The sequence below is a fragment of the Novosphingobium sp. 32-60-15 genome (genome assembly GCF_002280675.1).
Classification (GTDB): Bacteria; Pseudomonadota; Alphaproteobacteria; order Sphingomonadales; family Sphingomonadaceae; genus Novosphingobium.
In genome coordinates, this window is the sequence record NZ_NCEN01000016.1 from 30,692 (window position 1) to 57,385 (window position 26,694).

A 26,694-nucleotide genomic window follows, 5' to 3' on the forward strand; every position below is an offset into this window, starting at 1 on the left:
ATGGAACCGACGCAACGCAACTGGCCGGGGCTATGACGGTTGCGTTGCCTGATGCCGGGCCTGTGGCTGCGGTGCCTTATGTCTATGCGCGCGATCACGGCTTTATGGTTGAGGGCGAGGCGGACGGCGCAGTTGCCTTGGTGATGCGCGAGGGCGCAAATGCGCTGGGCTTGCTGGAAGTGCGCAGGGTGCTTGGCAAGCCTTTGGTTACGCGCAAAGTGACGGCGGGCGAATTTGAAAAGCTGCTGGCAGAGATTTACGCACAAGACGGCGCGGCCCAGGTTGTCGGCGATATGGGCATTTCAGGTGACGGGCTTGATCCGCTCGCGATGGGGCTGCCCACCGCCGAGGATTTGCTGGATAGCGCCGACGATGCCCCCGCAATCCGGCTGATCAACGGGTTGATTGCGGAAAGTTTGCGCCAAGGTGTTTCGGATATTCATATCGAGCCATATGAAACCGCGCTGGTCGTGCGGATGCGCGTGGATGGTGTGCTGACCGAAAAGCTGCGAATGCCGCCGCATGTCGCGCCGGTGCTGGTCAGCCGTATCAAGGTTATGGCGCGGCTGGATATTGCCGAACGCCGGATGCCGCAAGACGGGCGCATATCGCTCAGTCTTGGCGGAAAGCTGGTCGACGTGCGCGTTTCCACCCTGCCAAATCGCGCAGGCGAGCGTGTGGTGATGCGTTTGCTCGACAAGGAAAATGCAGGGATCGGACTGGTCCAGCTTGGCCTTGATCCAAAAGCCGAAGACACGTTGCGCCGCGCATTGGCCGAACCCAACGGGATCGTGCTGGTGACAGGGCCGACCGGTTCGGGCAAGACGACCACGCTTTATGCCGCATTGCGCGGGTTGAATGATGGTGCGCGCAACATTCTGACGGTGGAAGACCCTGTGGAATATGCTGTGGATGGCGTGGGCCAAACGCAGGTCAATTCCAAGGTCGGGCTGACATTTGCAGCAGGCCTCCGCGCGATCTTGCGTCAGGATCCGGACGTGGTGATGATCGGCGAAATCCGTGACCGTGAAACGGCGGACATCGCGGTGCAGGCATCGCTGACTGGCCACCTCGTGCTGTCGACGGTCCACACCAACGATGCAGCGGGCGCGATTACGCGGATGCGCGATATGGGCGTGGAGCCGTTCCTGCTGGCATCAACCTTGCGCGCGGTCATCGCACAGCGGCTGGTGCGGCGTCTTTGCCCGCATTGCCGTGAAGAGCGGGTGCTGGATGCGGGGATGGCGGTGGTTTTGGGCATGAAGGCCGGGCGCACCGTACACACCGCCAAGGGCTGCGACGAATGCGGACAAACCGGCTATTCTGGCCGCGTGGGCGTGTTTGAAGCGGTGCGGGTGGATGATGTGATCCGCCAGATGATCCACGATAATGCCGATGAAGCCGCGATTGCGCGCCATGCTTTTGCAGATTCACCGACATTGACCAAAGCGGTGCGGCGGATGGTCAAGGATGGCATTACCAGCCCCGAGGAAGCGGCGCGGATCATGCGGCGGGACGGGGCCTGATGGCGCGTTTTGCCTATCACGCGATTGATCCCAAGGGCATCCAGCGGCGCGGCGCGATTGAAGCGCCGGGTGAGGCCGAGGCGCGCGAGAAGCTGGCCGCGCGCCAGTGGTTCGTCGTCAGCATCGCTCCCGATGCGGCGGCATCGGCACGGCGCGCGGCAGTATCGACCAGCGGCATCGCGCTGTTTGCGAACAAGCTTTCGGCCAAGCAACTGGCGTTGTTCACCCGCCAGCTTTCGTCGCTGATGGTGGTCAGCCCGCTCGAAGAAACGCTGCGCACAATCTCGCGCCAGACCGAAAAACCCAAGGCGCAGGCGATCTTGACCAATGTCCATGCAGGCGTGGTTGAGGGTTTGCCATTGGCCGAGGCGATGCGCCGCGAGGAACCCAGTTTTCCGCCGATTTACCGGGCCATGGTGGCTGCGGGCGAAAACTCCGGCAGTCTTCCCGCAATCGCAGACCGGCTGGCCGATATGCTGGAAAAGCAGGCGCAAGTGCGCGGCAAGATCATTGCTGCCTTGGCCTACCCGATCGTGCTTTCGCTGGTGGCGATTGGCGTAGTGACAGGGCTGATGATTTCGGTGGTGCCGCGCGTGGTTGAGCAGTTCGACAATGCCAGCCGCCAGTTGCCCATGCTGACGCGGGTGGTGATCGGGATATCCCAGTTCCTTAGCACGTGGTGGTGGGCGCTGCTGGCGTTGATTGCTTTGGCGGTGGCCGGGTTCATCCGGGGCTTGCGCAATCCGGCGTTCAAGTTGCGCTTTGATTCAGCGCTGTTGCGCATACCGTTCATCGGCAAGCTGATCCGCGATGTACATGCAGCATCGCTGGCACGCACGTTGGCGACCATGATCGAGGCGCGGCTGCCGCTGGTTGACGGCTTGCGTCTGGCCACACGGACCGTTTCCAACGCTGTCCAGGCGCAGTCCCTGGCAGGGATCAGCGAGAAAGTGCGCGCCGGCGGATCGCTATCCACGGCATTGCGTGAGGCAGGGACTTTTCCGCCGCTGCTGGTCTATCTTGCGGCAAGTGGCGAGGCGGCGGGGCAATTGGGCGTCATGCTGGAACGCGCCGCCGATTATCTTGAACGTGAATTCGAAGCCTTTACCGCTGCTGCCATGGCGCTGCTTGAACCTGCGATTATCGTGGTCATGGGCACGGCAGTGGCGCTGATCATCCTTGCGATCCTGCTGCCGATCTTGCAGCTTCAGAACCTGACGGGCCTGTGACATGACTGAATCTGAACCAACCCGAACCCCGAAGCCTGCGGCCAAGCGTCGCCGCAACGGCTTCAGCCTTGTTGAACTGATGGTGGTGATTTTCATCATCGGCCTGCTCGCCACAGTGGTCTTGATCAATGTGTTGCCAAGCCAGGACAAGGCGATGGTGGTCAAGGCGCGGTCCGATATCGCCACGCTGGAACAGGGCATGGAAATGTACCGCCTCGATATGGCAAGCTACCCCGGCCAGGGCGAAGGACTTGGCGCGCTGCGTACCCCGCCTGCCAACCTGTCGATGCCGCAGAATTACCGTTCGGGTGGTTATATCAAGGATTTGCCGAGCGATCCTTGGGGCCGTCCTTATCAGTATCAAGTGCCCGGCCGCGATGGCCGCCAGTTCGAGATTTTCTCGCTGGGGGCCGATGGTCAACCCGGTGGCGATGAATTGAACGCCGATATCTACGCCGGACAGAATTGACACCACGCCGATGGTGAACCCCACGCCTTCCCCGGACGGACTGATCGTCTTGCTGCCTGCTGAAGCCGGGCATGCGTGGCATTGGTGGCGGGTAAGCGACAGCGGTGCGGGCGCGATGCAGGCGTTCGATGCCGATAGTGAGACCGCGCCTTGGGGCGGTGTTGGCGAAGTGACTGTGCTGGTGCCGCCCAGCGATGCGCCGGTTCGCGATGGACCAATGCCCGATATGCCCGAGCCACAAGCCTTGGCGGCTGAACGCATGGGCTTGGCGCAAGGTGGCTTGCAGGCAGGCGCGCGGCATGTGGCGGTTGCGGCGGACGCGGGCCGGTTGCTGTCGTGCAGCGTATCGGCGGCGCATATGGACCGCTGGATGGCAGCGCTGGCGGAACATGCGCTTGATCCTGTGGCGCTGGTGCCTGCCAGCCTTGTGCTGCCGCGCGCGGATGATGCGTTGATACTGGCTGACCTTGGCGGGCAATTGCTGGCGCGTACTGGTGAGGCGGCATTCGCGGGCGAGGCTGCGCTGGTTGAGGCGCTGGCGGGCGGTCTTGACCAAACCGCATTGAGCGATGACGATGTGGCGCGGCGTTTGGCAGCGGTTCATGCCAATCCGCCGCTCAATTTGCGACAGGGCGTCTATGGTCCACGCCGTGTTTCGGTGTTTCGCGTTGGCAACTGGATGGGACTGCTGCGGATGGCGGCAGTAGCGGCATTGATGGCGCTTTTGCTGATGCTGGTGTGGGTGGTGAAGTGGAACCTTGATAGCACCGCGCAGGAAGACCACGCGCTGGAACTGGTACAAGCGCGCTTCCCCGCAGCCACCGATCTGGAAAGCGCCGAACGCGTGCTCGGTGCCGAACTTGCCAAACGTGGACAAGGCGGGGCGAGTTTTGTAGCCCCTGCCGCCGCGCTGTTTGAAACAATCCGGCCAATCCCTGCGGTTCGCCTGCGCGATCTGGGCTATAGCGCGGATGGGACGCTGCGCTTCACCGTGGCGGCACCGCGCGCCGAAGATGTGAACACCGTGCTGATTGCTTTGCAAAATCAAGGCTGGAAGGTGACCGTTCCGCCCGCTCTGGCCCCCGACCCGACCGGCGCGACGGTCGCGGCAATAACGCTGAGGGCACCGTGATGGGCCGGGTAAGTGCTTGGTATATCGGTTTAACCGAACGCGAGCGAATGCTCGTGAGCGTGGCCGGTGGGTTGATGGCGCTGATTGTGCTGATTTATGCAATCATCCTGCCTGTGGGACAGGCGGTGGATGATGCGGCTGTTCGCCACCGTCTGGCCACCGAACGCGCCGGACGTATTGCGGCGCAGATTGACGCACTTAAAGCTGCTCCGCGTGTAAAGCCGGCGGCTTTGGCCGGACCGGTTGAGCAAGTGGCCGGAGCCAGCGCGCAAGCGGCTGGATTTGTTGTGCAATCCAGTCAACGGCGCGGGTCAGACGCGGTGGTTATCGTGATTCCCACTGCGCGGCCATCTGCGGCGCTTGCCTGGATCGATGGTCTTTCAGCGCAAGGGTTGGCGGTTGAACAATTGACGATGACGCCCGCCCCGGACGGGACAGTTTCGGTCAATGTGACCGTGCGGCGGAGCGGATCGTGATCGGGCGCTGGATATTCGTGCGCGAACGCGCGCTGACACGGCGCGGGTGGTTGGCGCTAGCCGTGTTGACCACGGTCGGCCTGATCGCGCTGCTGCCCTTGCGCGTGGCTGTAGGCATGGCCGCGCCTGAAAATGTGACGGCGCGAAGCATTGAAGGTTCGGTGTGGAGCGGGCGGATCGGCGATTTGCGGGTCGGGTCATTGCCTCTCGGCACGATTGACGCAGGGCTGCGGCCTTTGCCTTTGCTGCTTGGCCGTGCGGAGTTTGACCTGCGCCGCGAAGGGGCCGCCCCGTTTGCGGCGATTGCATCTGCAAGTGGCGGTGATGTGCGGCTTTCGGGCGTGAACGGCGCGGTCGCTTTGCCGGACGGCCTTGGCGGATTGCCCGTCACGTCGCTGGCGTTCAGCGACCTGTCTGTTCGCATGGCCAATGGCAAATGTGCAGACGCCCAAGGCTCGCTGGGAATGACGCTGGCTTCACCGGGCGCATTGCTGCCACAAGCGGTCAGCCTTTCGGGCAAGGCGCGGTGCGAGGGCGGTTCGCTGGTTGTGCCGATGCAGGGACCGGGCGGAATGGAACGATTGACCATGCGCATAGCGGGCGATGGTCGCTGGCAAGCGGATCTGGTACTGGCGGGCCTGCCGCCAGAGGTGAGTGGACCGTTGATGCAGGGCGGCTTTACCGCCCGTCCCGGCGGAATTGGCATCGGGACGAGCGGGCAGTTCTGAGGATTATGCTATCGTCTGGGTAAGGAACCAGACGCGCTGTTCAGCCTGATCGGTCCAATCGTCGGCCAGACCTTCTGTCGCATTGTCACCTGCCGCGGTTGCGGCGTCCTTTACGGCGCGGATGGCCTTTACCAGCTTTGCATTGTCATCACGCAGCGACTTGACCATCTCCATCGCATCAATCTTCGTGCGGTCATCGTCCTTGATTGATGCTTTGCCTGCGATGCTGGCAATCGATGTCAGCGTGTTGCCGCCATTCTTGCGCACACGTTCGGCAATGATGTCGGTCAGTGTGAACAGTTCGGTGGCGTGTTCGTCGAACAGCAAATGCAGTTCGCGGAAATTTGGTCCTGCCACATGCCAATGGAAGCTCTTGGTCTTGAGATAGAGCGTGAAAAAGTCGGCCAGAAGGCCGTTCAAGCTGTCGATCAAAGCCTTCTTTGCGTTGTCGCCGGGCATGGGTGTTTCCTTTGTGATTCCAATTGCTGCAATCGTTATACGCGCATCCGCTTGAAAGGTTTCACGCAATTAGATCGGCTTTGTGATCGATTAAGCCGATTAGTTTTGATTGACTTTGCTGCCTTTCAGCAGAATCATGCCCGCAATCGCGGCGATTACTGAACCGCCCAGAATGCCGAGCTTGGCCTCTTCGACAAGAACCGGGCTGGTCGGGAAAGCAAGGCCTGCGATGAACAGGCTCATCGTAAAGCCGATGCCGCAGAGCAGCGATATGCCCCACAATTGCCGCAGTGTTGCGCCTTCCGGGCGCTGTGCAATGCCGAGACGTTCAGCCAGAATCACGCTCCCCAGAATGCCGATCTGCTTGCCCAGCAACAGGCCAAGCCCGATGCCGAGCGGCAGAGCAAGCGAACCACCCTCAGGCAAGCCAAGATGAACGCCCGCGTTGGCAAGACCGAACAGCGGCACGATCAGGAATCCGTTGGGCGCAACAAGCGCGTGTTCGAGGCGAAGCAACGGGCTGTCATGCTGTCGATTCAATGCAAGCGGGACGGTGAGCGCGGCCAGGACACCGGCAATCGTTGCGTGAATGCCGGAATGCAGCACAGCGTACCACAAGGCAATTGCGCCAAGGATATAAGGCGTGAGCGCACGCACGCCCATGCGATTGACGATGACCAGTGCGACGAGAATCACTGCGCTGATCCCCAGCCACGCGAGTTTCAATCCTGTGGTGTAGAAGAACGCGATGACCATAACCGCGCCCAGATCATCAACGATGGCCACCGTTAGGAGGAACAGGCGCAGTGACGGTGGCAGACCTTTTCCGGCCAATGCCAGTACGCCAATGGCAAAAGCGATGTCGGTTGCCGAAGGAATGGCCCAACCGGCGTGGAGCGCGGGTTCGCCATTGGTTATGGCCAGATAGATCAACGCCGGCACGGCCATCCCGGCCACCGCTGCAATGACGGGCAAGCGGCGGCGGCGCGCGTTTGACAGCTCTCCGTCAAGAATTTCGCGTTTGATTTCAAGGCCAACCACGAAAAAGAACACCGCCATCAGGCCATCGTTGATCCACAGGTGTGCGCTGTAAAGCTTGGGCACCGGCGTCCAGCCAAGCGGATCATTGAACAGGCCATGCCAAGCGCTGGCCCAGGGCGAATTGGCAAGGATAAGGGCCACAGCAGCGCATGCCATAAGCACGAGGCCGGGTGCGGCTTCGTTGCGCGATAATGCGCGCCAAGCCTTTTTAAGTCCTCGCGATACCGCCATTTTCGAATCAGTCCCTAGTTCACGAACCCGCGCAAGCAGGCATAGATGTTTCATGTGGTCGCATCATTCGGACACGTCAAACGGGGGCAGAATTTGCCAACTTCGCCGTCTTATTCGGCATTCCAGTGGCTCGCAATTGTCGAGCATGAACTTCTTTTGTTTGCCGCATTCTGGTTTGCAATCGGCGCGATAGACGAATTTCTGATTGACGGTGTCTGGATATGGATACGGATAAAGAGCGCTGCGCAACTCCCGAGGCTGGTTGATGATCATCATCAGGAACTGAAAGGCATTGCTGCTGTAATTGTTCCGGCCTGGCATGAAGCGGCGGTTATCGGCGCAATGGTCAGCCATTGTCTGGAGAGCTGGCCGCAGAAGAATTTGCGCATTTACGTGGGCGTTTATCGCAACGATCAAGCAACGCTGGCCGCCTTGACCGTGTTGACGAAAGATCCGCGACTGCGGGTAGTCTTACATGACCGTGATGGGCCGACCACCAAGGCCGATTGCCTGAACCGGCTGTACCGCGCGCTCTGTGACGATGAGCACCGCACCGGCAGGCGTGCCCGGTCCCTGATCCTGCACGATGCCGAGGATATGGTGCACCCTGCGGCACTGGGCCTGATGGATAGCGCGCTGGACCACGCCGATTTTGTACAACTGCCGGTTAGGCCCGAGCCACAGCAAGGCTCTCGCTGGATTGCGGGCCACTATTGCGACGAATTTGCCGAGGCTCACAGCCGAGACATGGTCGTGCGCAATTGGCTGCGGGCGGGCTTGCCGTCGTCAGGCGTGGGGTGTGCATTTTCACGCGAGGCGATTGACCGCATTCTGGAGCGGCGCGGCGGGGGCGATCCATTTGCTGCCGAATGCCTGACCGAAGATTACGAGGCAGGGCTGTTGGTCAGCGAAACCGGCGGAAATTCCTGCTTTTTGCGGGTGCGGGACCGGGATGGCCACATTGTTGCCACGCGTGAGTTTTTTCCGAGCACTTTGACCGCCGCTGTCAGGCAGAAAACCCGGTGGCTGCACGGGATCGCGTTTCAGGGCTGGGAGCGATTGGGGTGGAGTGGCCACGGCTTTGATCTGTGGATGCGTGTGCGCGACAGGCGTGGGGCCTTGGTCGCAGTGGTGCTGGCGGCTGCTTATGCGCTCATCGTGATTTCACCATTGGTGCGTCTTGGCGATGCGTTGGGACAGATCACGCCGTTGGTGGCAGATCCTGTGATCAAAGCGTTGCTGCTGTTCAATCTGTTCAGCTTCATCTGGCGCTTGACGCTGCGTTTCGGTTTTACCGCCCATGAATATGGCGTTGCCGAAGGATTTCGGGCGATCCTTCGTTTTCCTGTTGGCAATATCATTTCCATCATGGCCGGGCGCCGCGCGCTGATGGCCTATTTGCGGGTGCTGTCCGGCGGCAAAGTGCAGTGGGACCATACGGTACATCTGGTGCATCCGGTGCATTTGATCGGGCGAGGCACGGCGAGATTGGCGCGACAATGATGAGGCGGCCCGCGTCTGCGCGGCGCGGACAGCCGATTCTAGCGCTGGCGGTGATCCTGGTGATCTGGACCGTGGCCAGAGCAGCGATGTGGAACCCGATATTTGCAGCCGGAAACGAACCGGCGCAATCCCATGCGCCTGTTGTCATGCGGGGGGAGGTGGTTGCCTTATCACGCGCGACTGTAGAGCCAAGTACGAGGTTGGCGGGAAGAGAGGAAATAAAAACAATAGCTTGGCCCAAAATGAAAGTGCCTACTGCGCCGTTGATCGACGCTGCACCCCCAGCCACGCGAGAAGTGGGGCCACCACATCGCCAAAGCGCTGACTTGGTCGCAGATGTGCCACGCTTTGTGCCAACAGCCACCTCGCTTGGGGGGCGGGCAGCCTACTCGAAGGGGCAGCGCTGGACGTTTGACCAGTGGTTGCTGATGCGGGCCGGTAGCGGTGTTGCGGCGACAGCTCCGGGCGCTGCGTCTTATGGCGCCAGCCAAGCAGGAGCGATCGCACGGTTTCGGCTGGGCAGTGGCAAGCCGCATGACAGCTTTGGTTATGTCCGCACATCGCTGGCGATTGATGCACCGGACAACGACAGGGAACTGGCGGTAGGTCTGGGGTTGCGCCCCATGCGGCGCGTGCCCCTGCGGGTTATGGCAGAGGTGCGGGTTTATGATTCGAGCAATAGCCAGATGCGGCTGCGTCCTGTGGTGACGGTGGTGACAGAATTGCCTTGGCAGAACTTGCCCGCAGGGTTCCTCGCCGAGGTTTATGGACAAGCTGGCTATGCCGGCGGTGTCGGCCCGACCGCGTTCTTCGATGCGCAGGCAGTGGTCGACCGGTCAGTGACCGACGTTGTCGGCGTGAAGCGCGAAGTGCGTCTGGGCGCGGGGGTATGGGCTGGCGGCCAGAAGGGAGCGGTGCGGCTGGACGTTGGGCCACGCGTGACGTTGCCGCTCGATCTGGGTGACGGTGTGGCCAGCAGAATCGCGCTGGACTGGCGATTGCGGGTTGCCGGAAACGCCAATCCTGCTTCGGGTCCTGCCCTGACCGTCGCATCATCGTTTTAATCACACAGTTTTTTGGCCGAATTGCGTCCATGTGGGGTTGCTGGCAGCGGGTGGGGAGCCTAGCGTCGGCACGGCAATGGACGTCTATCTTCCCATCGCGAACTTATCGGTAAACGGTCTTTTGATCGTTAGCCTTGGTGCGTTGACCGGCTTGCTCTCGGGCATGTTCGGCGTAGGCGGCGGGTTCCTGACCACGCCTTTGCTGATTTTCTACGGCATCCCCCCCACTGTCGCGGCGGCTTCGGCTGCCAGCCAGGTTACTGGCGCAAGCGTTTCGGGCGCTTTTCACCATGCACGGCGCGGCGGGATTGATTACCACATGGGTGCCGTGCTGGTGGCGGGGGGCATGTTGGGCACCGGGATTGGCGCCTTGCTGTTCCGGCTGCTGCAAGCGCTGGGGCAGATCGATACGGTCATCAACATCCTCTATGTGCTGATGCTGGGCGGCATTGGCGGGTTGATGGCGCATGAGAGCCTGACCACCATTCGCGCCAAACGTGCAGGGGTGCCGCTGCCAGCACGCAAGCGCCGCCATCATCCGCTGGTGGCAAGCCTGCCGCTGCGTTGGCGCTTTTATCGCTCCGGCTTGTATATCTCGCCGCTTGCGCCGCTGCTGCTGGGCGTCATCACCGGTATCATGACAATGCTGATGGGCATTGGTGGCGGGTTCGTGCTGGTTCCGGCCATGCTGTATATTCTGGGCATGGGCGTGAACGTGGTGGTGGGAACATCGCTGTTCCAGATCCTGTTTGTGACCATGACCACCACGATGATGCATTCGTTGACCACGCGCGCGGTGGACATTGTCCTGGCGATCCTGCTGTTGATCGGATCGGTTTCCGGCGCGCAAATCGGGGCGCAGTTTGCGCAAAAGGCCAAGCCCGAAACCTTGCGCCTGATCCTGGCCGCTATTGTCTTGCTGGTGGCAATGCGCATGGCGCTGGGGCTGGGCTATCGGCCTGACGAGATTTACACGGTGGTGCCGCTATGACGCGGTTTTTGGCGCTTGCTGCGTGCCTGCTGCTGTTGGGCGCGCGTGATCCGATCCTTGTGCCGGAAATTTCGCAACATGAAGTGCAGGTGCGTCAAGGTTTTACCGGTGCCGACTTGTTGCTGTTCGGCGCGATTTTAAGCCCGGAAGGCAGCCGTGCGGCGCAAGATTATGACATCGTGGTGGTGCTTGAAGGGCCGGTGCGATCCATCGTTCTGCGAGAAAAGCAGAAGATTGCCGGCATGTGGATTAACGCGGATTCGATGGAGTTTCGATCAGCACCCAGCTACTTTGCCGTGGCATCATCAAGACCGATCGAGAAGATCGTCGATGACAAGACTGCTGCGATTTACGAACTTGGCCTCAAATGGTTGCAACTATCGCCCATCGGCGTGATTGACCCGAAGGAGCAGCGCCGCTTTTCCGGCGGTCTGGTTGATCTGATGCGGCGTGAAGGGTTCTACCGTGAGGATGAAGGGGCGGTGAAGATCAGCGGGCAGGTCCTGTATTCTGCGCGGATGAGCCTGCCTTCGAGCGTGCAGATCGGCACTTATACGGCCGAGACTTTTGCGATCCGTAACGGCAAGGTCGTGGCATCGGCCATCACGCGGGTGGAAGTGACCAAAGAGGGCTTTGAGCGCTTCGTGGCCGTGGCCGCCGAAGAGCGCGGCCTGATCTATGGACTGTTTGCCGTGCTGGTATCAGTCGGGATGGGTTGGGTTGCCGGGCGGTTGTTTGCGCTCGTCTAAGCGGGACGGGCCGCAGTACTCTGTGTTTAGCCAATATTAACTTAGTCGCCCTAACCAACTCTAATCCGTGTTGAAGGCTTGGGGTTTGTTTGATGTCACATATGGATATGCAGGGCGTCGAGGCAGGTACACCAGCTTCAACTGACGATCTTGCCAAACGCGCGCCGTTTGCGATGCCTGACGTTGTCCCGGTCCTTGAAAATGCCCGAAAGCCCATCGGCTTCGTGCTTGAAATTGCAGGTTCCAGTTCAGCCATTGCGTTCGATCTGGGCCGGATGGAAGAATGCGCGGTAGATCGCGATCCTTCTATCGCGCTTTCCGGCAAAGTCGGCGGCCAGATCAAGATCCGCGTTGGCAATTCATGGCTTGTGGCCAGCGTGCGTACACAGCGCCACGATTCCAAGATTGAAGGCGGGGTTGTTGCCCACATCGATTTTGTGGGTGAAGGCGAGGAAGATCGCGCAACCGGCAAGATGATCGGCTTCCGCCGTGGTGTTACCCGCTATCCCGTGCCGGGAGCGCTGGTCTATCCCACAACGAACGCTGATTTGCGCCAGATTTACGCGAGCGACGGCCGCACACATATCGCAGTTGGCACAGTATACCCGACGCGGGATATCTGCGCGGGGATTTATGTCGATGCGTTTTTGGGCAAGCACTTTGCTTTGCTAGGATCGACCGGCACCGGCAAATCAACCGCTGCGGCGCTGATCCTGCACCGGATTTGCGAAATGGCACCAATGGGCCATATCGTTATGATCGATCCGCATGGCGAATATGCCAGCGCTTTTAGATCTATCGGCCAGTTGCTCGACGTTTCGAACCTCAACATGCCGTACTGGCTGATGAATTTTGAAGAGCATTGCGAGGTGTTCATCACCTCGCAAGGCCATGACCGCCAGTTGGACATGGATATCCTGGCCAAGTGTCTGTTGGCAGCGCGGCAGAGAAACCGGCTGGTTGAACAGATTGGCAAGATTACGGTCGATTCACCGATACCCTATTTGCTGTCGGACATTCTGGTGATCCTGCAGAACGAAATGGGACGGCTGGACAAGGGGACCAATTCCATTCCCTATATGCGGATCAAGACCAAGATCGAGGAAATCCGCAGCGATCCACGCTACCAATTCATGTTTTCCGGCATGTTGGTTGGCGATACGATGGCGGAGTTCATCTCCAAGGTGTTCCGCATGCCATCCAATGGCAAGCCGATTTCGATCATCGATGTGTCTGGCGTACCATCGGAAATCACCGCAACTGTCGTTGCTGTCCTGAGCCGTCTCGTGTTCGACTATGCAATATGGTCGCGCGATGAAGAAACGCGGCCAGTTTTGCTCGTGTGTGAAGAAGCCCACCGGTATGTGCCGAACGAGAAGAATTCGGATGGGTCATCGGTCGGACGCATTCTTTCGCGGATCGCCAAGGAAGGCCGCAAATATGGCGTGAGCCTTGGGTTGATTACCCAGCGCCCGTCCGATCTTGCCGAAAGCGTCCTGTCGCAATGCGGCACGATAATCGCCATGCGCCTGAACAACGAACGCGATCAGGCCTTTGTGAAGGCAGCCATGCCCGAAGGCGCGCGCGGGTTTATCGATACGATTCCCGCCCTGCGCAACCGCGAATGCATCATTTCGGGCGAGGGTGTGTCTATCCCGATGCGGGTTTCGTTCGATGCCCTTGAATTGATCAAGCGTCCGGCTTCAACCGATCCATCGTTTTACGAATTGTGGGGCCAAGGTGGCGGGGATGAACGGGTGGTCGAGCGCACTGTCCAGCGATGGCGCGCGCAAAGCCGCTGATCCTTTGATCACATCGTTGGTGCCATGCGCCCGGCGGTTTCAGCATCGACGTGTGTTTCTTCCTCGCACTCCTCATCCGGCACGGCGCGGGCCTGTGCGCGCCAACCCGGTTTGCGATAAGCATAGATGGACAAGGCGACAGCGAAGGCTGAACTGATGGGGAAGGCCAGCCACAAAGCATCGGCACCCAAAGCTGGATAGAAGGCATAGTAAAAGCCCAAGCGCACCGGATAAAGCGCAAGGGCCAGGATGATCAGCGGCGTCCAGACCACACCGCCTGCCCGCATCGTACCGAACAGCACCATGGTTACGCCAAATATGACGTAGCTCCAGCTTGCCAGAAACTGGATGTGGCGGGCTTCATCAACGGCGGGGCTGGTTGCGCCAAGGAACAATTCCAGAGCTGGACGGTCAAACAGCACGATCAGCGCGCAAAGTGTGCCGGTAACGCCAAGATTGAGCACAATCCCCCAGCGTGAAATCTTGCTGAGACGGTCCCCCATATTGGCACCAATGGCCTGTGCGGCCATGGCACTGACGGCGGCGGAAATCGCCATTGCGGGCATTTGCAGGTAAGTCCACAATTGGAGCGCTGCGCCGTAAGCTGCGCTGACAAGGATGCCTTCGCGGTTTACCAAGCCGATGACGATGATCCCGGCGGCGGAAATGACGAGCATTTGCGCGCCCATCGGCAAGCCTTTGGCCATGATGTAACCAAGTTCATCACGCCGTGGCCACAGCCATTTCAGCTCTGCCCCTTTAAGGCGGAGCGGCAGATCCTTGATGTAAACATAAGCGACGATGCCAGCCATCGAGGCAATCGAGGCGATGGCGGTCGCCAGTGCTGATCCGGCAATCCCCATCGCCGGAATCGGGCCGAGGCCATTGATGAGCAGCGGATTTAGTCCGATATCAAGCACGGACGACATCACCATGAATTTCAACGGTGTCGCTGCATCTCCCCCACCGCGCAGCCCCATGCTGAGGATGACGGTAATCATCGAAGCGGGCATCGCGATGAAGATCACGCGCAAATAGGTAAGCGCATAAATGTACGTCTCGCCCGGCGCTGCCATTGCTGTCAGCAATTCAGGCGCGAACACCCAGCCAAGCACGCCGACCACCAGCGAGATGATGACGCAAAACCCGATGGCCGAACCGAATGTCCGCCGCGCCGCCAGCACATCGCGCGCGCCAAACGCCTGGCCGATCTTGACGGTGGCGGCCATGCCGAAACCGAATGCTGCCGAGAATACGAGGAACATGACCACATTGGCGTTTGCCGTTGCGGCCAGCGCACCTTCGCCCAGCAAGCGCCCCACCCAGATTGAATTGATCGATCCGTTGAGCGATTGTAGGATGTTTGAAGCCAGCGTCGGCGCAGAAAACAGCACCAGCGTCTTGAGGATGGGGCCGCTGATCAGATCGCGGTTGCGGGGGGCGGCCAAGCAATCAGTCCTTGGTTTTCAACGCAGAAAGCGCTGCAAATGCACCGCTTGCAACATCGCCGCCAAGTTTGTGTTCGGCGCGGGCTTTGTCGGCATTGGGGCCTTCTGCAAAAGGATCAATGGCTAGCGCGAGGGTTTGCGCGATGGCCTCTCCCAAATCAAAAGCATTACCCTCGTATTCAATCTCGTCGCAATCGTCAGCCGTGATTTCAATCTCTTCATCGGGTTGATAGCCCTGAAGGGGGGGCACGAAACGCAGCGCCACGGGTTCGCTTATCGAAACCGGGAAGTCCTCGCCCGAAATGGCGCACATCTGGACGATTTTGGCGGTCAACTTCCCCTTGGCCTCCACTTTCGTGCCTTCGATTGTCAACCGCAATTCCGCGCGCATGGCATTGATCGCGCTTATGTTGAAGCGCCCTGCGAGCCGGCGACGTTCGTCTTCATCGGGTTCAAGAACCAGAGGCGTGTCATTAACTTGCCGCAGGTCGATCATCAGTGAGTATTCCGGCGCGCTCATTTACCAATCTCCGCATCGAGAACGCGATAGGCGGGCACAAGGTCCAGCCCGGCCGCAAAAGCACGGGCCCGCCGCGCGACCAGCAATGGATCGGAGCCTTCGTGCAAGTTGACATTGCGGCTGACGGCATCGGCCATGACGGCTTCATCAGCGCTTGTCAGCCCTTCGCGATAGGCACCAAGCCGCCCGCCCAGAACGCTCATCAATTGGCCCATACGTTTGCCCACCACAACATCGCCCACACCGCTTTCGCGCAATTGGCCGTCCATGTCCTCAACAAACAGTTCAGTCAGTCTGACGGACGGTTCAACCAGTTCTGCATCCCGTTCCATCCGGATCATGACGATCGACAGGATCAGCGTGATCATATCGAAGCGCCCGGCGACCGTATCGGCCACGCCGCAATCGCGATACCATTCCTTCTCGCGCGCGATTTCAACGGTGCGGTGCCACAGGGGACGCGCGACCACACGGTCATCCTGGCTTTTACCGAACAGCTTGGTCAAAAATGACATCACGCGTTTCCTTACGAACATGGTGCCCTTTGTTCACGGGCGATTAAATCAATACCGTGCAGCAGACAGAAGCAGGCTGTACGGGGCAGGAGTCTTCGGATGGCATTGCGAATATGCCGATTGGACCCTAAGGGTTCGCCGATATAGGCTGTGCATTCCCGATGCAAACGGGCATGAGTGCATCATTGATTGAAGCGGAGTTATCGAATGCGGAACAGTCGGCTGATGGTGCAGGGTGCAGCGGTGCTCGCTCTGGGCGTGTTGGCAGCTGGCTGTGCCAGCATCAAGGACCACCGTGGCTACATCATTGATGAAGCGCTGGTTGCGACGGTTCAGCCGGGCGTGGACAACAAGCTGTCGGTTGAGCGCACGCTTGGCCGTCCCACGTTCATCAGCCAATATGGCAAGCAGACGTGGTATTATGTGGCGATGAACACCGGGCAAAAGCCGTTTACGCGGCCCAAGACGGCGAGCCAAAGCGTTCTCATCATTGATTTTGATGCGCGCGGCAATGTTGCCTCGATGTCGCGTGAAGGCATGGCAAAAGTCGCACGGCTTTCGCCTGAAAGTGACAAGACCGATACGCTGGGCCGCGACCGCTCGTTCTTCCAGGATCTGTTTGGCAACATCGGCGCGGTTGGCGCTGGCGGTGCGGGGCCGGGAGCGCCTCCGGGCGGCAGCGGTCCGAACGGCAGTTAAAAGTGCGCATCGCTTGAACGGGGAGCGGGGCAACCCATATCCCTGTTCATGGACGATAGCAGGGCGAGCCACGGCCTGATCCAGTGGCACGGCACCACCATCATCGGGGTGAAGAAAAGCGGTCGCACGGTTATTGCCGGTGACGGCCAGGTTTCCATGGGCAACACCGTGATGAAGCCCAATGCCCGCAAAGTGCGCCGGATCGGTGCGCTGGATGAAAGCGGCAAAGGCAAAGTCATCGCCGGATTTGCAGGCGCAACCGCCGATGCGTTCACCCTTTTCGAGCGGCTGGAGCGCAAGCTGGAGCAGCATCGCGGGCAATTGATGCGCGCGGCGGTGGAACTGGCCAAGGATTGGCGGACAGACAAATATCTGCGCAATCTGGAAGCGTTGATGATTGTGGCAGATGCCGAAACGCTGTTGATCCTGACAGGCAATGGCGATGTTCTGGAGCCCGAAGGCGGCATCGCGGCAATCGGATCAGGCGGCAATTATGCGCTCGCCGCAGCCAAGGCATTGTCCGATTACGAAGACGACCCCGAAAAGATTGCCCGCCGCGCCATGCAAGTGGCGGCAGAAGTGTGCGTATTCACCAATGACCGCGTGACGCTGGAAGAAATTTGATGCTCGATTCCCTTACCCCCAAGGCTATTGTCCGCGCGCTGGATGAACATATCGTCGGGCAGCAGGACGCCAAGAAGGCGGTGGCGGTGGCACTGCGTAACCGGTGGCGGCGGCAACGCCTGTCGGCTGAATTGCGCGACGAGGTGACGCCCAAGAATATCCTGATGATCGGCCCCACGGGCTGCGGCAAGACAGAGATCAGCCGCCGGTTGGCAAAGCTGGCCGATGCGCCGTTTGTGAAGGTTGAAGCGACCAAGTTCACCGAGGTGGGCTATGTCGGGCGCGATGTGGAACAGATTGCGCGCGATCTGGTGGAAGAAGCGATCCGGCTGGAGAAGGACCGCCGCCGGGATGCGGTGCGCGAAGCTGCCAGCAAGGCGGCGATGGACCGGCTGCTGAAGGCGCTTGTCGGCGATGGTGCCAGCGAAGCGACGCGCGAAAGCTTCAAGGCGCGGCTGGCCGATGGTTCGATGAACGAGGTTGAAGTCGAGATCGAGGTGGAAGACGCGCCTTCGATGCCGATGGAGATTCCGGGCATGGCTGGTGGCATGGGCATGATCAACTTGTCAGACATGATGGGCAAGGCGTTCGGCAAGCACAACCTCAAGCGTCGGAAAATGCGTGTGGCCGATGCATGGGACAAGCTGGTCGACGAAGAAGCCGAAAAGCGCATGGATCAGGACGATGTCGCGCGCGAGGCGATCCGCAATGCCGAGACGAACGGCATCGTGTTTCTGGACGAGATCGACAAGATTGCGGTTTCCGATGTGCGCGGCGGTTCGGTTTCGCGCGAGGGCGTGCAGCGCGATTTGCTGCCCTTGATCGAGGGCACGACAGTGGCCACCAAATACGGCCCGATGAAGACCGACCATGTGCTGTTCATCGCATCGGGCGCGTTCCATGTGGCCAAGCCATCGGATATGCTGCCCGAATTGCAGGGCCGCTTGCCGATCCGCGTGGAATTGCAGGCGCTGACCGAGGATGACTTTGTGCGCATCCTGTCCGAAACGCGCGCCAACCTGGTTGAGCAATATCGCGCGTTGATTGCCACTGAAAACGTGACGCTGGACTTCACGCCCGAAGCCATCCGCGCCATTGCCCGGACGGCTGCGCAGGTGAATGAAAGCGTTGAGAACATCGGTGCTCGGCGTTTGCAGACTGTAATGGAAAAGCTGCTGGAGGAAGTGAGCTTCGAGGCCGAAGACCGCGCGGGCGAGACGGTGACGGTCGATGAAGATTACGTTGCCGCCAAGCTGGCCAATCTTGCCGGGAATGCCGACCTTTCGAAGTATATCTTGTAAGCGCCACATTGTTCTCGCATTGTTCCAAAAATCAGGGGCGATTCGGGAGGGTGTGATGGAACATACAGGCGGCTGTCAGTGCGGTTCGGTTCGGTACGCGGTTTCCGGTGATCCGATGCATGTGGCGATCTGCCACTGCATCGATTGCCGTAAGAGCACGGGCGCGCCGATGGTGGCTTGGGCGATGTTCACAGCAGATCAGTTCGCGCTGACGCAGGGTGAGGTGACGACGTTCAATTCGTCAGGCGCTTCAATGCGCAACTTCTGTCCCAGATGCGGGACGGGGCTGTTCTTCACTAACGCGGATAACCTGCCCGGAATCATAGATGTGCAGGCTGCCACGCTGGATGATCCCGACGCCTTGCCGGCACAGGTGCATATCCAGACGGCCGAGCGGATTGGCTGGATGGCGCAGGCCCACACACTGCCCGAATTTGCGCGTTTTCCCGGGCCGGAGTAAGAGGCAGGGATGACCTACCAGACCCCCGAAGACCGCCCCGTATACCGCCTGCTCACCGGCAAGGATGACCGCGCCTTTTGCGACCGCGTGTCCGAAGCGCTGGAACAAGGCTGGCGGCTCTATGGCTCGCCCACGATGACCTATGATGGCGGGATGGACTGCATCAAGGTTGCGCAGGCCGTGGTCTGGCATGAGGCTGATGTGGTGAAGTGAGCGTTGCGCCGATCTGGCGGCATTCGTCGTTGCAAGCGGTGTAGCGACGACGCAATCCAAAGCGATGACGCGAGATTTCCAGCCTGCGGTTTATATGATGGCGTCAGGTCGGAACGGGACGCTTTATGTCGGCGTGACGAGCAATCTTGTGCAGCGGGTATGGCAGCATCGGGAGGGAGCGGTCGAGGGATTTACTTCTCGGCATGGTTGCAAGCTGCTCGTCTGGTATGAAATCCATGCGACCATGGAATACGCTATCTTGCGTGAGAAACAGTTGAAAGGTGGATCGAGAAAGCGCAAGCTGGCGTTGATCGAAAGCGGCAATCCGCTTTGGCGCGACCTGTTTGCCGGGATTTGTGGGTAGTGCTTGTGCGCTCTGGATTGCTTCGCTGCGCTCGCAATGACGAAGGAAAAGGACACAATAGCGCGATAGCCTCTTCGTCATTGCGAGGAGCGCAGCGACGAAGCAATCCAGAGCGGGTGCGAACTTACTCCGCCGCCTCGCTGACCTCGGCGCTTTCCTGCGCTTGGCGTGCCCACATTTCAGCGTAGAGCCCGTCGCAGCGGAGCGGGTCGGTGTGGCCGCCTTGTTCGGTGCTGGTGCCGGGCGCTCTGGATTGCTTCGTCGGCTGCGCCTCCTCGCAATGACGAAGTCAGGATTGACAGTCTTTTCGTCATTGCGAGCGAAGCGAAGCAATCCAGAGCGTGCGCAAACCTACTCCGCCGCCTCGCTGACCTCGGCGCTTTCTTGCGCCTGCCTTGCCCACATTTCAGCGTAGAGCCCGTCGCGGCGGAGCAGGTCGGTGTGGCTGCCTTGTTCTGCAAGGCGGCCTTGGTCCAGTACGAGGATCGTGTCTGAGTCCGCGATAGTCGAGAGGCGGTGGGCGATGGACAGCGTGGTGCGGTCTGTCGCTACGGCGCGCATGGTAGACAGAATGTCCTGTTCCGTGCGGGTGTCCAATGCGCTGGTGGCTTCATCGAACAGCAGGATCGGCGGGTTTTTGACGAGGGTGCGCGCAATGGCGACGCGCTGCTTTTCGCCGCCTGATAGTTTCAGGCCGCGTTCGCCCACTTCGGTGTCATAGCCTTTGGGCAGGCGCGCGATGAATTCGGCGATGGAGGCACCGCGTGCGGCGGCGTCCACCTCGGCTTGTCCGGCACCATCGCGGCCATAGGCGATATTGTAGCCGATGGTGTCGTTGAACAGCACCGAATCTTGCGGGACGATGCCGAGTGCGGCGCGCAAGGAGGCTTGGGTGACGTGGGCGATATCCTGCCCATCAATCAGAATGCGGCCAGTCCACGGATCGTAAAAGCGGAACAAAAGCCGCGCGATGGTGGATTTGCCTGCGCCTGAAGGGCCGACAATGGCGACGCGGCTGCCTGCAGGGACTTCGAACGAAAGGCCGTGGAGGATTTCGCGGTCACGGTCATAGCCGAACACGACATTATCGAAGGTGACGCCGGGGCGTTTGATGATGAGGGCTGGCGCGCCTGGCGCATCAGCCACTTCAACAGGGGTATCGATCAGGCGGAACATTTCGGCCATATCGATCAGGCCTTGGCGGATCGTGCGATAGACCATGCCGAGCATATCGAGCGGGCGGAAAAGCTGGGTGAGGTAGGTGTTGACGAAGACAAGGTCGCCCACGGTCAACCGGCCTTGCGACCAGCCCCATACCGTCCACGCCATTGCGCCTGCCATCAGCAGGTTGACGATGATCGCTTGGGCAATGTTGAGCAGGCCGAGGCTGTTTTCGCTTTTGACGGCAGCATCGGCATAGGCGCGGGCGGCAGAGGCATAGCGCGCTTCTTCGCGCGATTCTGCGCCGAAGTATTTGACCGTTTCGTAATTCAGCAGCGAATCGACGGCGCGTGAGAGAGCCTGACCATCGAGCCGGTTCATCTTTTCGCGCAAGGCCGAGCGCCATTCGGTGATCGTGCGCGTGACATAGACATAAGCGATGACGGCGATGACCGTTGCGCCAACAAGGCCCAGCCCGAAGTTGAGCCAGAAGATCACGATGACGGCGGTCAGTTCGATCACGGTTGGCGCGATGTTGAACAGCAGGAAATAAAGCATCGTGTCGATGCTTTTGGTGCCGCGTTCGATCACCTTGGTGACCTCGCCCGTGCGGCGGGCAAGGTGGAAGCGCAATGACAAGCGGTGCAGGCGGGCGAACACGTTTTCGGCCAGATGCCGCGTGGCGTCCTGGCCTACGCGTTCGAACACGATGTTGCGCATGTTATCAAAAGCAACGCCAGCAAAGCGGCCCAGCGCATAAGCAAGGACGAATGCCATGGCGACAGTCAGGGCAGCCTGCGATTTGCCGCTGTCGAGCGTCATCGCATCGACAGCTTTCTTGTAGGCAAAGGGCAGGGCCAGCGTCGTCGCTTTGCCCAGAAGCACCATTATCAGTGCGCCAATAACCCGCCGGCGCAGGGCAGCATTATCGGCCGGCCACAAATACGGCAGGAATCGCTTGAGCGTTTGCCATCCGTCGTGGCGGGCGTTTGCGGAGTTTGTGGCTGTATCTGGTGGCATCGCTCTCACATAGGGCGCTCATCGCGCCGCGCCAGTCCCCAAAGCTTGCTGACCCTAGAAAGGATTGAGGCCCACCACACCTGTTGGCAAATCAAACAGGATGCGGCGCATGGAGAAATCTATCGCAACCCGTTTGAACATCCGCAATTGGCTCATGCCCATCAGCAAGGCTGGGCGCTTCACCAGATCAAGGCGGTGGAACGCTGGAGAATTGGCAAAAGACATGGTTACGTTGTGAAGCTTGACCCCTTCCAGATCGATCGTCGAGACCATGCCCATTTCGGCGTCGATGGATTGCCCGGTTACCGACATTAGCGTGGTCGCCTGCATTTTGCGACGCCGTGATAAGGCATTGCGCAGCGCGATATTGCCGATCGACGTATCGGAACCGGTATCAATGACGATGTCAGTTTTTATCCCGTCAATCACGGCATTGGCCATGATCAGCTGACCGGACCGGCGCTTGGCCTTGACCACAATTTCAAACCCGCGCGAACCACCCAGCGTTACGGCATCGCCAATCACGATATGATTGGTGCCAAAATCGATCAGCACGCGCTGATCTTGCAAGCTGTCGATGCCGACAATGCCATCAGCCCCGATAAACTGGGCATCCAGCAGTGGTGCGGTGAGCGTATAATAGGTGCGCTTGCCGAGGCTGATTTCATCGACATCGACAACTTCGACAGGCACGGATCCGGCAACGCCAACGACCGTGGCGTTGCCGGAAATCGCAAGGCCAAGTTTCTTGGCGACTTCCCGTGACAAGACGGTGCGTTCCGAACCTGTATCGATCAGAAAATCAAACGGGCCATTGGTGCCAATCCGCACTGGCACCGTCATTCGATCATAGAGGTCACGTTCGAGTTTCAGGACTTCATCGGCAGAAACAGGCTGTGCCATGGCACCCAAGGGGCATCCGGGCACGACGACCGCAAGCGTAGCTGAAATGGTCAGTGCCAGGCGTCTTGACATCGGTGCTCTCCTGACTGTGGCTTATACGCCTGCGGCCTTGCCTGCACCAGCTTGCACAGAAGTACATCGCGCCGGATTAACCTGGTCGCAATCCTGTGACGTTATGCGATGCCTATGGATCATGAATCGGCATCGCCAAACTGGCGCGCGCGGGCGCAAAGCTGGGCAGAGGCTACGGCTTCGGCCGTGGGCTATGACAAGACACACATCACACGGGTTGTCGCCTATCGTGAAATTGACGCGTGGCTGGACCGGCGCGGGACGGACAAACTGGATGCGCTGGAAATTTCAGCAGGCTGGAAGTGGCGGCAGCGGGCGTGGGGCAGCTATACCGAGATGAACTGGCCCGAGCATGATATCTGCAAAGATGTGCTCGACCAGAAATTCGATGTGATCATTGCCGACAATGTGTGGGAGCATTTGCTCTATCCCTATCGCGCCGCGCGCAATGTGCGGGCGATGCTTAAACCCGGCGGGGTATTCATCAACATCACGCCGTTCCTGATCCGCTATCATCCGATCCCTTCGGATTGTTCGCGCTGGACCCAATTGGGGATGGTGCACTTTCTGGAAGAGTGCGGGTTCGATCCTGCACAGATCACAACGGGTGGCTGGGGCAATGCAGGGGCCGTTCGCGCCAATCTGTTCCGCTGGGCGCGCGCAGGATGGCAGCGCAAGCTGGCCAATGACGAGCGCTTCCCCGTAACGATCTGGGCCATCGCCCAAACATGACCGCATCGGGGCAGCCACATGCCTCGGTCGCGATTGTCGTGCTTGCCCATAACGAGCAGCGCCGCATTGGCCTGTGTCTTGCGTCGTTGCGGTGCGATGATCCCGAATACGCTATCCATGTGGTGGTCAACGGTTCAAGCGATGGCACTGCCGCCATCGTTGCGCAGGCAGCCGCGCGTCATAGTAACCTGACGCTCTATGACTGGGCCGAACCCGGCAAATCACGCAGTTGGAACAGGATCGTTCTTGGCACGCTTGCGGCGGGCTTCGAGACCGTGATCCTGGTCGATGGCGATGCCATAGTCGCGGACGGCTCGTTTGATGCACTGCGCGCGGCACTTGCAGCACACCCCGAAGCGCGAGCAGCGTCTGCAATGCCGCTCAATGGCCGCCATGTGGCCCATTATCGCCAGTTGATGCTCGATACGCATGGCATATTCGGCGACCTTTATGCGCTGCGTGGCACGTTTGTTGACCGGATGCGCGATTGCGGCATCCAGTTGCCGATGGACCTGATCGGTGATGACGGGCTGGTGGGGGCATTGGCCAAGACCAATCTTGGCCCGCTGGCAGATTGGACCGAAAACGGCATTTATCCGACGGTGGATGCAGGCTTCTTGTGTGAACCGCTGGCCCTTGCGGATTGGCGCAGCTGGCGCATGCAGTACCGGCGGATGATCAATTATGCGGTCCGCCATTTTCAGGACCTGATCATTACCGACATTTTGCGGCGCGATGGTCCTGCAGGTCTGCCAACGCAACTGGCGACGCTTTACCCGGAATATATAACGCAGTTCCGTCCGCGCCGCGGCGTCTGGGCCTGGTTTGACAGGTGCGCCCTTGCCCGAATGGGGCACCAGATGAATGCTATGGCGGCGGGCTAGGCTGCGGCTGCCGGAACGGGCTGGCGGCGGATCAGGTGCCACACTTCGATCAAGGCATTGCGATCCCGCAGGTGAATGATCCCGCCGTAACTTGCCACACCAGCAATGACGAGCACCACCAACTGAAGCGCCGCCCACGCATGCAGCAGGGGTGCGGCAAGCCAGTGGTTCGTCGCCCAGACAACCAGACCCATGAGCAAGCTGCACTCCACCGGAAACCGAAGTGCCAGGAGCATCTCGGTCAGGCCAATCCCCAGATAGGGTTTTGAAAGCTGCAAGGTGACGAACAGCAAGAGCGGCGAGGCGACACACCAAGCCGCTGCGATTCCTATCAGACCAAAGCGCGGGGCAAGGAAGAAGGCGATCCCGAAGATGATCGCACCGGCAATGCCCACCCGCACAGGAATGCTTGGCTTGCCCATCGCGTTCAGCGCCGGAGCAAACAGGATTTGAATCGTCATGAACGGCATGGCCAGTGCCATGACTTCAACCAAGGGCGGCAATTCTGCCCATGTCGGGCCGAACAGCGTTGCGACCAGAGGTTTTGCCGAAACTGCCATTCCGACATAGAGCGGAGCCGCGATCAGCAGGATCAACCGGGCTGAGCGCAGGAACGCGCGGCGCAGTCCGGGCAAGTCATCCTGCATGCGTGCATAGGCCGGAAACGCGACTTCATTAAGCGGCGGTACAAAGCGCGCGTAGAAGATCGTCGCCAGAAAAACGGCCTGCGAATAAACGCCAACCTCGTGAGGGCTGAACTGGCGGCCGATCACGAAAATATCGGTCTGGGTTTGCACCAGCCAAAACAGCTGGGTGAGCAATATAGCCAAGCCGAAGCGGAAGATCCCGCCGCAGCCACGAAAATCGAAGCTGGGCCAGACGAGCACACGTGCCATCCAGCTCAGGCCGATAGCGCGGACCCAGAACATCACGATAGGTGCATAGACAAGCGTCCACACGCCGAAGTCCGCCAAAGCCAGCACAAGGGATAGCACAGACCCGGTGAGCGCCGAAACCAGATTGACCACCGCTTGGCTTCGGAAATCAAGGCTGCGCCCCATCAGCACTTCGGGAATCGCAATGAACGGTGTTGAAAGGTAAATGAGGGTCTGCACCCGCAGCATATCGGCAACGACGGGCTGCCCATAATATGCAGCGACATAAGGCGCCGCGATCCACTGGGTGGCAGCGATCACGACATTGGCCACCAGCAGCAACCCGAATGCCTGCCTGATCCGGTGAGGGTTAAGGTCGCGCTCCTGCACCAGTGCGCTGGCAAAGCCATAGCCATTGAGGAAGTTGAGGAAGCTCAGCATCACAAGCGACATCGCAAACAGGCCGTAGTCCGCTGGCAGCAACAGCCGCATCACAATGAGCGTTGAGGACCAAGTGATGACTTGCGCGGCAATCTGGCTTCCGGATCGCCAGATGATCGCACGGCGCACATCGCTTGCGAGCGATGATGGCGCGGGTGCCACGCTACTATCCGTGGATGATGAAGTGGTCTGGGATGCCGATACCGACGCCGATAGGGGTGAGGTGCTGCTCATGTGCGACACGGTATAGTGTTAGGCCGTTAATTGCCGGTTACGGACAGGCGTCAAGCTGGAGTCCTTCGAACAGCCCTGATTTTGGCTTCGTTCTGATCGATGACAGAAAAAAGAAAAAAGTCGGTTGACGCGAATCGAAGGCGGACCTAGAGGCCTGTTCACCGGACGGGAACGACGCTTCAACGCCTCGCAAACGCCCCGGTCGCCAAAATAGACGGACACTCAGTCCCCCGGTAAAAACGGGGAGCATTGGTTGTCCGCCTAATTCTGTCACTCCGGTGGCGGTTTGGTGAGTTCTTTGACATTGTTGATGAGATGAAGGGACATGTGGGCGACGGCGTCTGCATCCGGGGCTTTGGGGCTCGGGTATGTAGATAAATCAGTCGAAGCTTGATGTGCAGGGATAGATACCCTGAATTAATTTTACGTCAGATTGCAGGTCGTGGTGAGAGCTTTGGCCTGTGCTGTTGTGAGATTGGACACAAACTTGAGAGTTTGATCCTGGCTCAGAACGAACGCTGGCGGCATGCCTAACACATGCAAGTCGAACGAAGTCCTTCGGGGCTTAGTGGCGCACGGGTGCGTAACGCGTGGGAATCTGCCCTTGGGTTCGGAATAACAGTTAGAAATGACTGCTAATACCGGATGATGTCTTCGGACCAAAGATTTATCGCCCAAGGATGAGCCCGCGTAGGATTAGGTAGTTGGTGGGGTAAAGGCCTACCAAGCCGACGATCCTTAGCTGGTCTGAGAGGATGATCAGCCACACTGGGACTGAGACACGGCCCAGACTCCTACGGGAGGCAGCAGTGGGGAATATTGGACAAT

At 59.7% G+C, this 26,694-nt stretch carries 28 protein-coding genes and 1 rRNA gene; 21 read left to right on the forward strand and 8 right to left on the reverse strand.

What is annotated here, in order from left to right; genetic code table 11:
• Positions 1-32 precede the first annotated feature (32 nt).
• From gspE to gspN, 6 genes are read left to right on the forward strand one after another with little or no spacing between them, the layout of a single operon-like run.
• Positions 33-1,526 (forward strand): type II secretion system ATPase GspE, encoded by a 1,494-nt coding sequence (gene gspE, locus B7Y89_RS12160; RefSeq protein ID WP_292938797.1) that lies wholly within the window; start codon positions 33-35, stop codon positions 1,524-1,526.
• Positions 1,526-2,755, forward strand: coding sequence for a type II secretion system inner membrane protein GspF (gspF, locus tag B7Y89_RS12165; protein WP_292938772.1), 1,230 nt, complete (start codon positions 1,526-1,528; stop codon positions 2,753-2,755). The genes gspE and gspF overlap by 1 nt, the downstream gene beginning before the upstream one ends.
• 1 nt (position 2,756) lies before the next feature.
• Entirely contained in the window at positions 2,757-3,224 is a 468-nt protein-coding gene (gspG, locus tag B7Y89_RS12170; RefSeq protein ID WP_292938773.1) for a type II secretion system major pseudopilin GspG, read from the forward strand.
• A 10-nt stretch (positions 3,225-3,234) separates the two neighbouring features.
• Positions 3,235-4,356, forward strand: coding sequence for a type II secretion system protein GspL (gene gspL / locus B7Y89_RS12175; protein WP_292938774.1), 1,122 nt, complete (start codon positions 3,235-3,237; stop codon positions 4,354-4,356).
• Complete coding sequence (gene gspM / locus B7Y89_RS12180) at positions 4,356-4,832, forward strand: type II secretion system protein GspM (RefSeq protein ID WP_292938775.1); 477 nt, start codon at positions 4,356-4,358, stop codon at positions 4,830-4,832. The genes gspL and gspM overlap by 1 nt, the downstream gene beginning before the upstream one ends.
• A complete protein-coding gene (gene gspN / locus B7Y89_RS12185) occupies positions 4,829-5,560 on the forward strand; it encodes a type II secretion system protein N (RefSeq protein ID WP_292938776.1) in 732 nt (243 codons plus the stop codon). The genes gspM and gspN overlap by 4 nt, the downstream gene beginning before the upstream one ends.
• A gap of 3 nt (positions 5,561-5,563) precedes the next feature.
• On the opposite strand, the gene B7Y89_RS12190 is transcribed toward gspN, so the two are convergent.
• On the reverse strand, positions 5,564-6,019 hold the full coding sequence (locus B7Y89_RS12190; RefSeq protein ID WP_292938777.1) for a DNA starvation/stationary phase protection protein: 456 nt from the start codon (positions 6,017-6,019) through the stop codon (positions 5,564-5,566).
• A gap of 99 nt (positions 6,020-6,118) precedes the next feature.
• Entirely contained in the window at positions 6,119-7,291 is a 1,173-nt protein-coding gene (gene nhaA, locus B7Y89_RS12195) for a Na+/H+ antiporter NhaA (RefSeq protein ID WP_292938778.1), read from the reverse strand.
• A gap of 45 nt (positions 7,292-7,336) precedes the next feature.
• Between nhaA and B7Y89_RS12200 the strand changes: the two genes are divergently transcribed.
• From B7Y89_RS12200 to B7Y89_RS12220, 5 genes are all read left to right on the forward strand, one after another.
• On the forward strand, positions 7,337-8,794 hold the full coding sequence (locus B7Y89_RS12200) for a glycosyl transferase family protein (RefSeq protein WP_292938779.1): 1,458 nt from the start codon (positions 7,337-7,339) through the stop codon (positions 8,792-8,794).
• A 242-nt stretch (positions 8,795-9,036) separates the two neighbouring features.
• Positions 9,037-9,858, forward strand: coding sequence for a hypothetical protein (locus tag B7Y89_RS12205; RefSeq protein WP_292938780.1), 822 nt, complete (start codon positions 9,037-9,039; stop codon positions 9,856-9,858).
• A gap of 76 nt (positions 9,859-9,934) precedes the next feature.
• Complete coding sequence (locus B7Y89_RS12210; protein ID WP_292938781.1) at positions 9,935-10,849, forward strand: sulfite exporter TauE/SafE family protein; 915 nt, start codon at positions 9,935-9,937, stop codon at positions 10,847-10,849.
• On the forward strand, positions 10,846-11,598 hold the full coding sequence (locus tag B7Y89_RS12215) for a TIGR02186 family protein (protein WP_292938782.1): 753 nt from the start codon (positions 10,846-10,848) through the stop codon (positions 11,596-11,598). The genes B7Y89_RS12210 and B7Y89_RS12215 overlap by 4 nt, the downstream gene beginning before the upstream one ends.
• Before the next feature lie 173 nt (positions 11,599-11,771).
• Positions 11,772-13,400: a DUF87 domain-containing protein gene (locus tag B7Y89_RS12220; protein ID WP_292938798.1), complete on the forward strand. Its 1,629-nt coding sequence runs from the start codon at positions 11,772-11,774 to the stop codon at positions 13,398-13,400.
• An 8-nt stretch (positions 13,401-13,408) separates the two neighbouring features.
• On the opposite strand, the gene B7Y89_RS12225 is transcribed toward B7Y89_RS12220, so the two are convergent.
• Genes B7Y89_RS12225 through B7Y89_RS12235 form a run of 3 tightly spaced genes read right to left on the reverse strand, consistent with a single transcriptional unit; the run spans position 13,409 to position 15,883 of the window.
• Positions 13,409-14,848, reverse strand: a complete 1,440-nt coding sequence (locus B7Y89_RS12225) for an MATE family efflux transporter (protein ID WP_292938783.1) — start codon at positions 14,846-14,848, stop codon at positions 13,409-13,411.
• Between the two features lie 4 nt (positions 14,849-14,852).
• Positions 14,853-15,368 carry a DUF177 domain-containing protein gene (locus B7Y89_RS12230; protein ID WP_292938784.1) on the reverse strand — a complete coding sequence of 172 codons (516 nt, stop codon included), beginning with the start codon at positions 15,366-15,368 and terminating at the stop codon, positions 14,853-14,855.
• Entirely contained in the window at positions 15,365-15,883 is a 519-nt protein-coding gene (locus B7Y89_RS12235) for a ubiquinol-cytochrome C chaperone family protein (protein ID WP_292938785.1), read from the reverse strand. The genes B7Y89_RS12230 and B7Y89_RS12235 overlap by 4 nt, the downstream gene beginning before the upstream one ends.
• A gap of 207 nt (positions 15,884-16,090) precedes the next feature.
• On the opposite strand from B7Y89_RS12235, the gene B7Y89_RS12240 reads away from it, so the two are divergent.
• From B7Y89_RS12240 to B7Y89_RS12265, 6 genes are all read left to right on the forward strand, one after another.
• Positions 16,091-16,582 (forward strand): outer membrane protein assembly factor BamE, encoded by a 492-nt coding sequence (locus tag B7Y89_RS12240; RefSeq protein WP_292938786.1) that lies wholly within the window; start codon positions 16,091-16,093, stop codon positions 16,580-16,582.
• A 48-nt stretch (positions 16,583-16,630) separates the two neighbouring features.
• Entirely contained in the window at positions 16,631-17,206 is a 576-nt protein-coding gene (gene hslV, locus B7Y89_RS12245) for an ATP-dependent protease subunit HslV (protein WP_292938787.1), read from the forward strand.
• Complete coding sequence (gene hslU, locus B7Y89_RS12250) at positions 17,206-18,507, forward strand: ATP-dependent protease ATPase subunit HslU (protein WP_292938788.1); 1,302 nt, start codon at positions 17,206-17,208, stop codon at positions 18,505-18,507. Before hslV ends, hslU begins: the two co-directional genes overlap by 1 nt.
• Before the next feature lie 55 nt (positions 18,508-18,562).
• Positions 18,563-18,967, forward strand: a complete 405-nt coding sequence (locus B7Y89_RS12255) for a GFA family protein (RefSeq protein ID WP_292938789.1) — start codon at positions 18,563-18,565, stop codon at positions 18,965-18,967.
• Between the two features lie 9 nt (positions 18,968-18,976).
• Positions 18,977-19,180, forward strand: a complete 204-nt coding sequence (locus B7Y89_RS12260; protein ID WP_054109338.1) for a DUF1737 domain-containing protein — start codon at positions 18,977-18,979, stop codon at positions 19,178-19,180.
• Positions 19,181-19,244: 64 nt separating this feature from the next.
• Positions 19,245-19,544, forward strand: a complete 300-nt coding sequence (locus B7Y89_RS12265) for a GIY-YIG nuclease family protein (RefSeq protein ID WP_292938790.1) — start codon at positions 19,245-19,247, stop codon at positions 19,542-19,544.
• Positions 19,545-19,895: 351 nt separating this feature from the next.
• Here the strand turns inward: B7Y89_RS12265 and B7Y89_RS12270 are convergent, their stop codons facing one another.
• Together B7Y89_RS12270 and B7Y89_RS12275 are read right to left on the reverse strand one after the other, a co-directional pair.
• Positions 19,896-21,725 (reverse strand): ABC transporter ATP-binding protein/permease, encoded by a 1,830-nt coding sequence (locus tag B7Y89_RS12270; protein ID WP_292938791.1) that lies wholly within the window; start codon positions 21,723-21,725, stop codon positions 19,896-19,898.
• 54 nt (positions 21,726-21,779) lie between these two features.
• On the reverse strand, positions 21,780-22,700 hold the full coding sequence (locus B7Y89_RS12275; RefSeq protein ID WP_292938792.1) for a retropepsin-like aspartic protease: 921 nt from the start codon (positions 22,698-22,700) through the stop codon (positions 21,780-21,782).
• 114 nt (positions 22,701-22,814) lie between these two features.
• Between B7Y89_RS12275 and B7Y89_RS12280 the strand changes: the two genes are divergently transcribed.
• Both B7Y89_RS12280 and B7Y89_RS12285 read left to right on the forward strand, forming a co-directional pair.
• Positions 22,815-23,432 (forward strand): class I SAM-dependent methyltransferase, encoded by a 618-nt coding sequence (locus tag B7Y89_RS12280; RefSeq protein ID WP_292938793.1) that lies wholly within the window; start codon positions 22,815-22,817, stop codon positions 23,430-23,432.
• Positions 23,429-24,316, forward strand: coding sequence for a glycosyltransferase family 2 protein (locus B7Y89_RS12285; protein WP_292938794.1), 888 nt, complete (start codon positions 23,429-23,431; stop codon positions 24,314-24,316). Before B7Y89_RS12280 ends, B7Y89_RS12285 begins: the two co-directional genes overlap by 4 nt.
• On the opposite strand, the gene B7Y89_RS12290 is transcribed toward B7Y89_RS12285, so the two are convergent.
• Positions 24,313-25,761 (reverse strand): lipopolysaccharide biosynthesis protein, encoded by a 1,449-nt coding sequence (locus tag B7Y89_RS12290; protein WP_292938799.1) that lies wholly within the window; start codon positions 25,759-25,761, stop codon positions 24,313-24,315. The genes B7Y89_RS12285 and B7Y89_RS12290 overlap by 4 nt on opposite strands.
• Between B7Y89_RS12290 and B7Y89_RS12295 the strand changes: the two genes are divergently transcribed.
• Both B7Y89_RS12295 and B7Y89_RS12300 read left to right on the forward strand, forming a co-directional pair.
• Positions 25,688-25,882 carry a hypothetical protein gene (locus B7Y89_RS12295; protein ID WP_292938800.1) on the forward strand — a complete coding sequence of 65 codons (195 nt, stop codon included), beginning with the start codon at positions 25,688-25,690 and terminating at the stop codon, positions 25,880-25,882. The genes B7Y89_RS12290 and B7Y89_RS12295 overlap by 74 nt on opposite strands.
• Positions 25,883-26,349: 467 nt before the next feature.
• Positions 26,350-26,694 (forward strand): 16S ribosomal RNA (locus tag B7Y89_RS12300); the annotation flags it as partial.